This is a genomic window from Actinomadura sp. B10D3, assembly GCF_039871695.1.
In the GTDB taxonomy this organism is placed as follows: Bacteria; Actinomycetota; Actinomycetes; order Streptosporangiales; family Streptosporangiaceae; genus Spirillospora; species Spirillospora madurae.
Window position 1 is genome coordinate 100,635 of record NZ_JBDPLY010000006.1, and the last position, 12,122, is coordinate 112,756.

The window sequence follows — 12,122 nt, forward strand, 5'->3', positions numbered from 1 at the left end:
TCACGCTATCTCCGGCGCGCCCGAATGCGAGTCTCCAGGCTGTCCATTCCGACCCTCCTGATTGGACGCGATGGCGAGCGCGACCCACAGTTCGGCGCGGACGGCCGGGTCGTCGGGATCGCGCCCGAGCACCTCGGCGGCCTTGCGCATCCGCGACCGCAGCGTGTGCCGGTGGACGCCGAGCGCCCGCGCCGCCGCCTCGCCCTGCCCGTTCGCCGCCACGTACGCCCGGACGGTCTCCACCAGGTCCTCGGCGTGCAGCGGGGCGAGGAGCGCGTCGGCGAAGGCGCGGCCGAGGCCGGGGTCCAGCAGCGCGAGCACCCCCTGCCCCGGCAGGTCGGCGTGGTGCAGGACGTTCCGGTTCGCCCGCACGGCCGCGGCCAGGGCCCCTTCGGCCTGCCGCAGCGCCGCCCCGAGGTCCCCGGCGGCGGTGTCGCTGACGCCGACCGCTCCGGTGGAGGCCAGGAGGGGCTCGACCGTCCCGAGCAGCTCGTCCGGGACGATGACGGCGGTGTGCCCGTCGAGCGGCAGCGCCGGGCAGCGCGCCCCCGCCGGGTCGGACTCCAGCGCGTCCAGCACGGCGGACCCGCCCGCGCAGGCCAGCACCCGGACCGGCCCCCGCGGCACGGACGGCCCGTCGTCCGGCCGGCCGAGCAGCAGCGCCGCCAGCGAGGCGCGCAGGTCGCGGGCGGTGCGCGGGGTCTCCGACTGGAGCGTCAGCAGCGCGACGGCCGCCCCGACGATCGTGTGCGCGGCGGGCGGCAGCGGCGCGGCCGTCCCCACCGCGAGGAAGCCGCGGGGCCGCCCGCCCAGCCCGACCCGCTGCACCACGACGTTGTCGTCGGGGACCGCCAGCGCCACGCTCGCGGCCGGGTCGCCCTTCCCGGGGCGCCGCCGCAGCCGGGCCAGCTCGGGCGCGAGGTCGGCGGCGCGGTCGCGGACGCCGGCCGGCTCGGCGTGCTGGACGGCGCCGGACGCGTCCAGCAGCAGCGCCCACCCGCCGAGCAGCCGCGCCAGCCGGGCCACGAGGGCGCCGGGGCCGGTGAGCGCCGCGCGGGTCAGCTCCCGCTGCGCCTGGAACGCGCGGGTCACGTCCTCGTACCACTCGGCGGCGAGCATCCGCGAGACGGCCTTGCCGACGGCGATGAACGGGGTGGGGCGCGGCACCTCCAGCAGCACGAGCCCCTGCTCGCGGGCGGCGGAGAGCAGGGCGGGCGGCACCTGGTCGTGGATGACGCCGACCGCGAACCCGAGCCCGGCGACCCCCCGCCCGACCAGCCGGGACACGTAGCCCGCGGCGCTCGCCGGGGTCAGCCGCATGCCGGTGGTCAGCACCAGCTCGCCGCCCTCCAGGAACGGGGTCGGGTCCTCCAGCTCGCTGACCGCGACCCACACGACCGGGGTGGAGGGCAGCGGCCCGGTGAGCGACCGGAGGCCGAGCTGGGGGAGGGCCGCGACGGCGGCCAGCGTGGGCGGCATGGCAATCCCTGTGCAAAGTGTCTACCTCGCCGGACGGATTTCGCCGTCCCGTACTGTTCATCGTAGGCGGCGCCCGGCTTATGTTCGGCGCATGACCAGCCAGGACCCTGCCCTGCCGCAGGAACGCCGTGTCGTGACCGAGATCCCCGGCCCGCGCTCCCGGGAGCTGCACCGGCGCCGCACCGCGGCGGTGCCGCCGGGCGTCGGCAGCGTCCTGCCGGTGTACGTGACGGACGCCGGCGGCGGCGTCATCGTCGACGCGGACGGCAACTCGCTGATCGACTTCGGGTCCGGCATCGCGGTGACGGGCGTCGGCAACGCGAACCCGCGGGTCGCCGCGCGGGTGAAGGCGCAGGCGGACCGGTTCACCCACACCTGCTTCATGGTCGCGCCGTACGAGTCGTACGTCGCGGTGTGCGAGAACCTCAACCGGATCACGCCCGGCGACCACGAGAAGCGGTCGTTCCTGGTCAACAGCGGCGCCGAGGCGGTGGAGAACGCCGTCAAGATCGCCCGGTACGCGACGGGCCGGCAGGCGGTCGTGGTGTTCGACCACGGCTACCACGGCCGGACCCTGCTGACGATGACGCTGACGGCGAAGAACATGCCGTACAAGCAGGGCTTCGGCCCGTACGCGCCCGAGGTCTACCGGATGCCGCTCGCCTACCCGTTCCGGTGGCCGACCGGCCCGGAGAACTGCGGGCCGGAGGCGGCGGCGCAGGCCGTCGACCAGATCACCAAGCAGATCGGCGCGACGAACGTCGCGGCGCTGCTGATCGAGCCGATCCAGGGCGAGGGCGGGTTCATCGAGCCCGCGCCGGGCTTCCTGCCCGCGCTCGCCGAGTTCTGCCGGGCCAACGGCATCCTGTTCATCGCCGACGAGGTGCAGACGGGCTTCGCGCGGACGGGCGACATGTTCGCCTGCGAGCACGAGGGGATCGTCCCCGACCTCGTCGCGACCGCGAAGGGCATCGCCGGCGGGCTGCCGCTCGCCGCCGTCACCGGGCGCGCCGACATCATGGACAAGGTGCACGCCGGCGGGCTCGGCGGCACCTACGGCGGCAACCCGCTCGCCTGCGAGGCGGCGCTGGCCGTGCTGGAGGAGATCGAGGACGGCAAGCTGGTCGAGCGGGCCCGCCGCATCGGCGAGATCATGCTGCCCCGGCTCCGCGCCCTCGCCGCGCGGCACCCCGCGATCGGCGACGTGCGCGGGCGCGGCGCGATGACCGCGATCGAGCTCGTGCGGGAGGGGACCAAGGAGCCCGACCCCGAGCTGACCGCGAAGGTCGCGCGCCGCTGCCACGAGCGCGGGCTGCTCGTCCTGACGACCGGGACCTACGGGAACGTGCTGCGCTTCCTGCCGCCGCTCGTCATCCCCGAGGACCTGCTGACCGAGGGCCTGGACGTTCTGGAGGAGGCCTTCGAGGGGTAGGTCAGGCCGGGGTGAGGCTCCCGGCGTACAGGTCGGCGAGGAGGTCGTAGGAGCGGAGCCGGTCGGCGTGGTCGTAGACCTGGGTGACCACCATGACCTCGTCGACGGCCGTCCGCTCGATCAGCGCGTCCAGCTGCTTGCGGACGCTCTCCGGCCCGCCCACGACCTGGTCGGCCAGCCGAGCGTCGATCATCTGCTGCTCGAGCGGCGTGTAGGGGTAGGACGCGGCCGCCTCGGGCGTCGGCAGCGGCCCCGGGCGGCCCTGCCGGAGGTGCAGGAACGCGAGCGCCTGCGGGGCGGCGAGCTCGCGCGCCCGCTCGTCGGTGCCGGCGGCCGTGACCGACACCCCGATCATCGAGTACGGCTCGTCCAGCGCGCCCGGCCGGAACGACTCCCGGTACAGCGCCAGCGCGGGCACCGTGTTCTCGGCGCTGAAGTGGTGCGCGAACGCGAACGGCAGGCCGAGCAGGCCGGCGAGCCGCGCGCTGTACCCGCTGGACCCGAGCAGCCAGACCGGCGGCTCGTTCCCGGCGGCGGGGGTCACCGTGCTGTCGGCGCCGAAGTAGCCGCGCAGCTCGATGACCTGCTCGGGGAAGTCGTCCACCGACAGCGCCTCCGGGGACCGCCGCAGCGCCAGCGCGGTCGCCTGGTCGGTGCCGGGGGCGCGGCCGAGGCCGAGGTCGATGCGTCCCGGGTACAGCGCCTCCAGCGTCCCGAACTGCTCGGCGACGACCATCGGCGCGTGGTTCGGCAGCATGACGCCGCCGGAGCCGACCCGCATCCGGGAGGTCGCCGCCGCGACCTGCCCGATCAGCACGGCCGTCGCCGAGCTGGCGATGCCGGGCATCGCGTGGTGCTCGGCCAGCCAGTACCGGTGGTAGCCGAGCCGTTCGGCGTGCCGCGCCAGGTCGAGGGTGTTGCGCAGGGCCTGGCCGGACGTGGAGCCGCTGACGACGGGGGCGAGGTCGAGGACGGAGAAGCGCACGCTCATACCGGGTGCCAACCCGCCGCGCACCCGTCCTCTTCCCGCTAGCCTCCCAGCGCCACGAGGATCCCGGCCGCGACCGCCGCGAGGACGACGGGGACGGTGATGCTGAGCCAGGACCAGTTCACCAGCGTGCGGGCCCGCGCGGGGTCCTCCGCGAACCGGACCTCGGCCCGCGCGTACAGCAGCGCGGCGACGACGACCAGCGGGAGGAAGGCGAAGGTGGTGAGGAGGCCGAGGACGAAGGCGGCGACCTGCCCGAACCGGGTGTACGTGCCGTCCGGGCCGATGCCGAACGCGAGACGGGGAGCCGCCGCGGGGGCGGAGACGGCTTCGGTCATGATGCGCACCGTACCGATCACTAGTGCCACTAGGAATGTGACCTGGATCATACGCTTCGTGATCAGTCGTAACCAGGGGCCGGCCGCCACTTTCTTGGACGGCCGGCCCAATAGGTGCGGTCAGCGGAGGTCGAGGCCGAGGAGCACCGGGTCGTGGTCGGCTGCCGAGCAGCAGGAACCGCAGCGGGCGGCGGCTAGGACGCCGGCTCCTCCAGCAGGGTGATCAGGCGGGCGAGCCCGTCGTCGCCGTGGCCTTCGGCCACCGCGCGGTCGAGCAGGTCCCGCAGCGGGAGCAGGTGCCCGGGGTCGACGCCCTGGTCGCGGCTCGTCTCGATCAGCCCGGGGAGCGCCACCTGGCTGGTCGCCACGCTGGAGACCGCGGTGCCGAAGTCCCCCGCGTCGACGGCGCGGGCCTGCTCGGGGAACGACGCCATCATCGCGGTCAGCCACGCGGTCGCCATCGGCTCGAAGTCGGCCGCCGCGACCTTCTCGGAGCGGACGAGCGCGACCGCGTGCTGGAACCCGGCGAACATCCCGTACATCGCGTCCAGCAGGGCCAGGTCGAACAGCGGCGCCAGCCCGGGGTCGGCGCCGAGGAACCGCGCCCCGCCGAGCACGGCGAGGGTGTCCCGGTGCCGCTCGAAGGCCTCGTCGTCGCCGCTGTAGAGGATCAGCGCCTCGGGGCGTCCGATCATCGGCGGGACGGCCATGATGCCGCCGTCGACGTACCGGCCGCCGTGCCCGGTGACGCGGCCGGCCAGGGCGCGCGCCTGCCGGGGCGTCCCGTTGGTGAGCTGGACGACGGTGCGCCCGGACAGGACGTCCCCGGCGAGGATCTCCTCGGCGTTGGCGTACACGGACAGGCACACGATCACCAGCGGGCTCGCGGAGACGGCCGCCGCGGCGGTCTCCGCCTCCACCGCGCCCTTCACCACGAGCGGCCCGGCCTTGGCGCGCGAGCGGTTCCAGACGGTCACGCTCCGCCCGGCGTCCAGAAGTGCCTCGGCGAGCGCGCTGCCCATCAGGCCCAGCCCGAGCACGGTCACGGATGTCTTCATGGGACTCTCCTTTTCGTCAGGGGGTCCAGCCTGCGGCGGGCGTGTTCGGGAATCGTTCGGGCCCGATTACGGTGGGCGTATGCGCTTCGGGGTCCTCGGTCCGCTGGAGGTGCGGACGGAGGACGGCAGGCCGGTCAAGGTCGCCGACCGGAAGGTGCGCGCACTGCTCGCCGGCCTTCTCGCCCGTGCCGGACGCGTCGTCCCCGCGGACCGGCTCATCGAGGACCTGTGGGGGAGCGCCCTGCCCGCCGATCCCATGGCGACCCTGCGGGCCCGCGTCTCGCAACTCCGCCGGACGCTGGAGGACGCCGAACCGCACGCCCGCGCCCTCATCGAGGCCCGGTCCCCGGGCTACCGGCTGACCGCGCGGACCGACGCGCAGCACTTCGAGGACCTGGCCGGACGGGCGGCGAGCGAACCCGATCCGGGGATCCGGGCGGGCCTGCTCGCCGACGCGCTGGCCCTGTGGCGCGGCTCCGCCTACGCCGACTTCGCCGACGCCCCGTTCGCCGCCGCCGAGATCGCCCGCCTGGACGAGCTGCGCCTCGCGGCCGTCGAGGAGCGCGCCGAGGCCCGGCTTGAGCTGGGCGGGGACGCGGCCCTCGTGGCCGAGCTGCGCGGCATGGTGGCGGAGCATCCGCTCCGGGAACGGCTTCGCGCCGCTTACATGCGGGCTCTGTACCGGTCGGGCCGTCCCGCCGACGCGCTCGCCGCGTACGACGACCTGCGCGTCCGGCTTCGGGACGAGCTGGGTCTCGACCCCGGCCCCGAACTGGCCGGCCTGCACGCGGCCATGCTGCGGCACGACCCGGCGGTCACCGGGGCGCGCCACGATCTCCCGGCCGACGTGACCGCGCTCGTCGGCCGGGAGGAGGCCGTGCGGGAGGTGACCGCTCTGCTGGACGCGTCGCGGCTGGTGACCCTGCACGGAACGGGCGGCGTCGGCAAGACGCGGCTCGCGGTGGCGGTGGCCCGCGGCGCGCGTGCCCCGGGCGGCGTCCGGATGGTCCGGCTCGACGAGGGCCTCGGCGCGGGCGCGTCCGCCGGCGAGGTGGCGTCGTTCGTGGCCGGGGCGCTGGGGCTGCGCGACGACGCCGGCTCCGGCGCGGACCCGGCCGCGAGGCTCGGGGACGCCCTGCGCGGCGCGCGGACGCTGCTCGTCCTCGACAACTGCGAGCACGTGGCCGAGCCGGTGGCGCGGCTGGCGGCGGTGCTATTGCGGGACGTCCCGTCCCTGCGCGTCCTCGCCACGAGCCGGGAACCGCTGGCGATCAGGGGTGAGCGTGTCTGGACCGTCCCGCCCTTGGAGGCCGAGGCCGCCGCCACGCTGTTCGCCCAGCGGGCGGGCATCGCACCGGGCTCCGGGCACGCCGGGGAGATCGCGGCCATCTGCGAACGGCTCGACGGCGTCCCCCTGGCGCTGGAGCTCGCGGCCACCCGCGTGCGGGCGCTCGGGGTGGCCGGGCTCGCGGCGCGGCTGGACGACAGGTTCCGGCTGCTCTCGTCCGGTGCCCGCGACGCCCCGGCCCGGCAGCGGACGCTCCGCGGGCTGATCGACTGGAGCTGGGAACTCCTGGACGACCGCGAGCGGGCCGTCCTGCGGCGGCTGGCGATCCATGCGGGCGGATGCAGGCTGGAGGCCGCCGAACAGGTATGCGGCGCCGATCTCGACGTGCTCGCGAGCCTCGTCGACCGGTCGCTCGTCGTCGCGGCCGATGGGCGCTACCGGCTGCTCGAATCGGTGGCCGCGTACTGCGTCGAGCGGCTCGACGAGGCGGAGGAGTACGACGCCACGCGGCGCCGCCATGCCGCGTACTACACCGGCCTGGCGGAGCGCGCCGACCTGCGCGGGCCCGGCCAGCGAGACGCGCTCCGGCGGCTGCGCGCGGAGACCGGGAACCTGCGGGCCGCGCTCGACGGCGCCGTCCGGGGCGGTGACGCCGGCCTCGCGCTGCGGCTGGTGAACGCGATGGGCTGGGCCTGGTTCCTGTGGGGACGCCCCGGCGAGGCGCGCCGGGCCTTCGAGCGGGCGCTCGCCGTCCCGGGCGGGACCCGCGGCACCGGCACCGCTGCATGGAGGGCACGGACCTGGCACATCGGGTTCACGATGCTCGACGGCGACGCCGCGGACCGCGACGCGCGGGTCCGCGAAGCGCTGGCCTCCGACGACGATCCCTGGGCGCGATGGTTCCTCGGGTTCGTCCGGGCCGGGTTCGGTGACCTGGAGGCGATCGGCGGGCTGGCGACCAGCGCGCTGGAGGGCTTCCGCGCGGCCGGGGACGTCTGGGGAGAGGCGGCGGCGCTCGCCACCCGGGCCGCGCGGGCGCTGTCGGCCGGCGAACCGGGACGGGCAGGACGCGACGGCGAGCGAGCGCTGGAGTTGTTCCGCAAGGCGGGCGACCGCTGGGGACGCCTCCAGGCGACCGAGACCCTCGGCCTTCTCGCCGAGGTCACCGGCGACTACGCCCGTGCCCGGGAACTGCACGAGAGCGGCCTGCGCGACGCCGAGGAACTCGGGCTCTGGACGGAGGTCTCCGGACGCCTGTCCCGCCTCGGCCGCATCGCGCTGCTCGAAGGCGACCTCGCCGCGGCCGACGACCTGCACGAGCGCGCCAGGCGGCTGGCCGTCCGCGAGTCCCACAGGCGGATGGAGAACTTCGCCGACATCGGCCTCGCCCTCGCCGCGCGCCGGCGCGGGCGCCTGGACGAGGCCGAGGCGATCCTGCGCCGCTGGCTCGACTGGTGCCGCGCCATCGACGGCGCCCCCGGCCTGGCGTTCCTGCTGGCCGAACTGGGCTTCGTCGCCGAGCTGCGCGGCGACGCCGGCCGAGCCCTGTCCCTCCACGAGGAGGGCCTCGCGGCGGCCCGCGCCACCGGCAACCCGCGCGCGATCGCCCTCGCGCAGGAGGGCCTGGCGGGCGCGCTGTCCCTGGCGGGCGACCGCGACGGGGCCGCGGCCGCGCTCGCCGCCGCGGCCGGCGCCCGCGAGGCGGCCGGAGCGCCGCTGCCCGCCGCGGAGCGCGGCGACGTCGAGCGCATCAGCGCCCGCCTCGCCGGCTGACCGTCAGGGGCACGGCGAGGAACATCACGCCGGCGGTCAGCGCGAAGGCGGCCGGATAGCCCGTCTGCGCGGCGGCGAGCCCGAACGCGACGCCGCCGACGCCCATCCCGCCGTCGAAGCCGATGTTCCACAGCGCGCTGACCGTCCCGTATCCGGAGGCGGGCGCCCGCTCGAACATCACCGCCATGCTCGCGTTCTGCGCGACCCCGAAGCCCGCGCCGAACAGCGCCATCGACGCGAAGACGGCGACCGGGTGCGGCACCAGGAACAGCAGCGCGATCCCGGAGGCGGCCGCGGCCACCGCGGGCGGGAGCAGCCGGCCCGCGCCGTGCCGGTCCCCGACCCGGCCCGCCCACCAGCGCGACAGCGTGGCCGCCGCCGGCTGGACGAACAGCGCCGCCGCCGCGACGCCGCCGGGGACCGCGTCCGGCAGGAACGTGACCAGGACGCCCGCCGCCATCGCGGTCGCGGCGAACGCCGCCGCCGGGCGCAGCAGCGCCGCGGACCGCAGCCCCGCCGCGATGCCGAACGGCCGGTCCGCCTCCGCGTCCGGGACGTCGACGGTGCGCGGCAGGCCGGGCAGGACCGCCAGCGCGGCCAGGGCGAAGGCCGCGCCCGCGACGAACACCGGCGTGTAGCCGACCTGCCCGGCGAGCCACACGCCGAGCGGCAGCGCGAGCAGCGACGGCACCCCCGCCACGACGCCGAACAGGCCGAGGCCCTCGCCGCGCCGCTCCGCCGGGACGAGCGCCGCGACCAGCGCGCCCGTGACCACCACGGCGACCGCGAACCCGAGGCCCCGTACCAGGCTCACCACCGTGATCATCGCCATCGAGGACGACAGGGGCAGCGCGAGCGCGGGCAGGCCGAGCAGCAGCACGCCCACCACGAGCACCCGCCGCTGCCCGAACCACGTGAGCAGCCGGGGGAGCGAGAGCTCGGCCAGCACCGTCGTCAGCATCAGCGCGCCGGTCGCGGCGCCCGCCCCCACGCCGCCCGCCCCGCCGGCCGCCGCGTACATCGGGACGACCGAGAACAGCAGGAAGAACCCCGTGAGCATGCTGAACGCCGCCGCGAACACGAGCGCCAGGTGCCGCCCGACCAGGCGCGGACGCGGGCTGGCGACCTTCGGAAGCTGGAGTGTCTCGCTCATGTCCACGACCGTATGAGACGATCCGGCCTCCTGTATGGTCCGGTTTCATGGCGATCGAGTGGGCCGGTTCACCACCGGAGCTGCTGCTGCCCCTCGACCGGGGCGCGGCCGGAACGCTGCGCTCCCAGCTGGAGGGCGGGCTGCGCGACGCGATCTGCAGCGGGCGGCTGAAGGCGGGGGAGCGGCTGCCGTCGTCCCGCGAGCTGTCCCGCCAGCTCGGGGTGTCGCGCGGCCTCGTCCAGGAGTGCTACGGCCAGCTGGCGGCCGAGGGGTACCTGTGCGCGAGGGCGGGCTCGGCCACGCGCGTGGCGCCCGTCCGGGTGCACCGGGAGACCGGGCCGCCGGAGGCGCCGGCGCCCGCGCCGCGGCTGCGCGTCGACTTCGCCGCCGGCGTCCCCGACCTGGCGTCCTTCCCGCGCGGCGACTGGTGCTGGGCGCAGCGGGAGGTGACCCGCACGGCCCCGAACGCGGTGCTCGGCTACGGCGACCCGCGCGGCAGCGAGGTGCTGCGGGACGTCCTCGCCGGCCACCTCCGCCGGGTGCGCGCGGCGCTGGCCGAGCCCGAGGACATCGTCGTCTGCTCCGGCTTCGCCCAGGGGCTCGCCATGGTCCTGCACGTCCTGGCCCGCCGGGGCGTCCGGCGTGTGGCGTTCGAGGACCCCGGCTACGGCGACGGCGCGACCATGGCCGCCGCCGAGCGCGCCGGGATCGAGGCGGTGCCCGTCCCCGTCGACGGCCTCGGGCTGGACGTGGACGCGCTCGCCGCCACCGGCGCCCGCGCGGTCGTCGTCACCCCGGCGCACCAGTGGCCGACGGGCGTCGTCCTCGCCCCCGAGCGCCGCCGCGCCCTCGCCGACTGGGCGGCCGACCGGAACGCGCTCGTCGTCGAGGACGACTACGACTCCGAGTTCCGCTACGACCGCGAGCCCGTCGGCTCGGTGCAGGGCCTCGCGCCCGGCCATGTCATCGGCATCGGCACGGTCAGCAAGTCCCTCGCGCCCGCCGTCCGGCTCGGGTGGATCCTGTGCCCGCCCGCGCTGACCCGCGCCGTGGCGGAGGAGAAGCGGCTCGCCGACCGCGGCTCGCCCGTCCTCGACCAGCTGGCGCTCGCCGCGCTCATCGAGTCGGGCCGGTACGGGCGGCACCTGCGGCACCTGCGCCCCCTCTACGCCGGGCGGCGCGCCGCCCTCGTGGACGCCCTCGCGCGCCACGCCCCCGGCGTGCGGCCGTCCGGCCTGGACGCCGGGTTCCACGCCGTGGCCCACCTTCCCGGGGGGAGGGACGAGCGGCACGTCGTCGCCGAGGCGCGCAAGCGGTCGATCGGCCTGTACGGGATGAGCACCTACCGGACGTCCGGCGCGGCCGACCCGCCGCAGATCGTCCTCGGCTTCGGCGACCTCACCGAGAACGCCATCCGGGACGGGATCCAGGCGGTGGCCGACCTCCTCGGTTAGTGAGCTGAGTGCTAATAACGGCGCTTCAGCATGTGAGAGGACTTCATTCCGCGCGTCACGGGCGGTGGGTCACAGTCGTCTGACCCGTCCCCGGAGACAAGGAGTCCTGCCCATGACAGCGGGCGTCGCCGACGTCGGCAGCCGAACCCCGCAGCCGGACATCTCCGGCACCGTCCCGTTGCCCGAGCGCATCGCGGTCGTGGTGTTCGTCGTCGCGCCGATCATCGGTCTGCTGGCGGCCGTCCCCTTCCTGTGGGCTGGGGCCTCGGGTGGACGGATGTCGCCATCTTCGCTTTCCTCTACCCGCTCAACGCCATCGGGATCACGGTCGGGTACCACCGGCACTTCACCCACGGCGGCTTCAAGGCCAAGCGGTGGCTGCGGATCGCGCTCGCCGTCCTCGGCGGGCAGGCCATGCAGGGGTCGGTGGTCCGGTGGGTCGCCGACCACCGCCGCCACCACAAGTACTCCGACCGGGAGGGCGACCCCCACTCGCCGTGGGCGTACGGGCCGGGCGTGTGGGGGCTCACCAAGGGCCTCTACCACGCGCACATCGGATGGCTGTTCACCAAGGAGCGCACCTCCCGCAGCAAGTACGCCCCCGACTTGCTGCGGGACAAGGACATCCGGTTCCTGTCCCTCGATCCCGTGTACGCCGTGATCGTGCTGTCGACATTCCTCGTCCCGATGGGCCTCGGCGCGCTGCTCACCCTCTCCTGGCATGGCGCGCTCACCGCGCTGTTCTGGGCGGGCCTGATTCGGGTGTTCGTCGGCGAGCACGTCACGTTCTCGATCAACTCGATCTGCCACGTGTTCGGCAGGGAGGACTTCACGACCCGCGACAAGGCCCGCAACGTGTGGTGGCTGGCGATCCCGTCGTTCGGCGAGTCCTGGCACAACCTGCACCACGCCGACCCCACCTGCGCGCGGCACGGCGTCCTCAGGGGCCAGATCGACATCAGCGCCCGCGTCATCTGGATCTTCGAGCGGCTCGGCTGGGTCTGGGACGTCCGCTGGCCCGATCCGGGGCGCCTCGCCGCCCGCCGCGTCCGGCGCGGCGAGCCCACCACGCCCCCCTCCTGACCCTGGTCTGGATCGACGTTCATGGACTACTTGGCTTCCTGTCCCGCCCGAAGGCGGGTGAGTCCAGCGGTCACCC

General features: G+C 75.6%; 8 protein-coding genes and 1 pseudogene. 4 read left to right on the top strand and 5 right to left on the bottom strand.

What is annotated here, in order from left to right; genetic code table 11:
• On the bottom strand, positions 1-1,479 hold the full coding sequence (locus tag ABGB11_RS12735) for a PucR family transcriptional regulator (protein ID WP_347632151.1): 1,479 nt from the start codon (positions 1,477-1,479) through the stop codon (positions 1-3).
• A gap of 91 nt (positions 1,480-1,570) precedes the next feature.
• On the opposite strand from ABGB11_RS12735, the gene gabT reads away from it, so the two are divergent.
• On the top strand, positions 1,571-2,911 hold the full coding sequence (gabT, locus tag ABGB11_RS12740; protein ID WP_347632153.1) for a 4-aminobutyrate--2-oxoglutarate transaminase: 1,341 nt from the start codon (positions 1,571-1,573) through the stop codon (positions 2,909-2,911).
• Position 2,912: 1 nt separating this feature from the next.
• Here gabT and ABGB11_RS12745 read toward each other — a convergent pair whose 3' ends face one another.
• From ABGB11_RS12745 to ABGB11_RS12755, 3 genes are all read right to left on the bottom strand, one after another.
• Entirely contained in the window at positions 2,913-3,902 is a 990-nt protein-coding gene (locus ABGB11_RS12745) for an LLM class flavin-dependent oxidoreductase (RefSeq protein WP_347632154.1), read from the bottom strand.
• A gap of 38 nt (positions 3,903-3,940) precedes the next feature.
• On the bottom strand, positions 3,941-4,237 hold the full coding sequence (locus ABGB11_RS12750) for a hypothetical protein (protein ID WP_250357114.1): 297 nt from the start codon (positions 4,235-4,237) through the stop codon (positions 3,941-3,943).
• Positions 4,238-4,431: 194 nt separating this feature from the next.
• Positions 4,432-5,295 carry an NAD(P)-binding domain-containing protein gene (locus tag ABGB11_RS12755; RefSeq protein WP_347632157.1) on the bottom strand — a complete coding sequence of 288 codons (864 nt, stop codon included), beginning with the start codon at positions 5,293-5,295 and terminating at the stop codon, positions 4,432-4,434.
• A 79-nt stretch (positions 5,296-5,374) separates the two neighbouring features.
• Between ABGB11_RS12755 and ABGB11_RS12760 the strand changes: the two genes are divergently transcribed.
• Entirely contained in the window at positions 5,375-8,356 is a 2,982-nt protein-coding gene (locus ABGB11_RS12760; RefSeq protein WP_347632159.1) for a BTAD domain-containing putative transcriptional regulator, read from the top strand.
• Here the strand turns inward: ABGB11_RS12760 and ABGB11_RS12765 are convergent.
• Positions 8,334-9,509, bottom strand: a complete 1,176-nt coding sequence (locus ABGB11_RS12765) for an MFS transporter (protein ID WP_347632161.1) — start codon at positions 9,507-9,509, stop codon at positions 8,334-8,336. The genes ABGB11_RS12760 and ABGB11_RS12765 overlap by 23 nt on opposite strands.
• A gap of 47 nt (positions 9,510-9,556) precedes the next feature.
• Here ABGB11_RS12765 and ABGB11_RS12770 point away from each other — a divergent pair, with 47 nt between their 5' ends.
• Positions 9,557-10,963, top strand: a complete 1,407-nt coding sequence (locus ABGB11_RS12770) for a PLP-dependent aminotransferase family protein (protein ID WP_347632163.1) — start codon at positions 9,557-9,559, stop codon at positions 10,961-10,963.
• A gap of 112 nt (positions 10,964-11,075) precedes the next feature.
• Positions 11,076-12,046: pseudogene (locus ABGB11_RS12775) on the top strand (acyl-CoA desaturase).
• Positions 12,047-12,122 lie beyond the last annotated feature (76 nt).

Bases quoted from the DNA above. Each gene is read 5' to 3' on its own strand.
- ABGB11_RS12735 (WP_347632151.1), bottom strand. From the start codon at position 1,479: ATGCCGCCCACGCTGGCCGCCGTCGCGGCCCTCCCCCAGCTCGGCCTC.
- gabT (WP_347632153.1), top strand. From the start codon at position 1,571: ATGACCAGCCAGGACCCTGCCCTGCCGCAGGAACGCCGTGTCGTGACC.
- ABGB11_RS12745 (WP_347632154.1), bottom strand. From the start codon at position 3,902: ATGAGCGTGCGCTTCTCCGTCCTCGACCTCGCCCCCGTCGTCAGCGGC.
- ABGB11_RS12750 (WP_250357114.1), bottom strand. From the start codon at position 4,237: ATGACCGAAGCCGTCTCCGCCCCCGCGGCGGCTCCCCGTCTCGCGTTC.
- ABGB11_RS12755 (WP_347632157.1), bottom strand. From the start codon at position 5,295: ATGAAGACATCCGTGACCGTGCTCGGGCTGGGCCTGATGGGCAGCGCG.
- ABGB11_RS12760 (WP_347632159.1), top strand. From the start codon at position 5,375: ATGCGCTTCGGGGTCCTCGGTCCGCTGGAGGTGCGGACGGAGGACGGC.
- ABGB11_RS12765 (WP_347632161.1), bottom strand. From the start codon at position 9,509: ATGAGCGAGACACTCCAGCTTCCGAAGGTCGCCAGCCCGCGTCCGCGC.
- ABGB11_RS12770 (WP_347632163.1), top strand. From the start codon at position 9,557: ATGGCGATCGAGTGGGCCGGTTCACCACCGGAGCTGCTGCTGCCCCTC.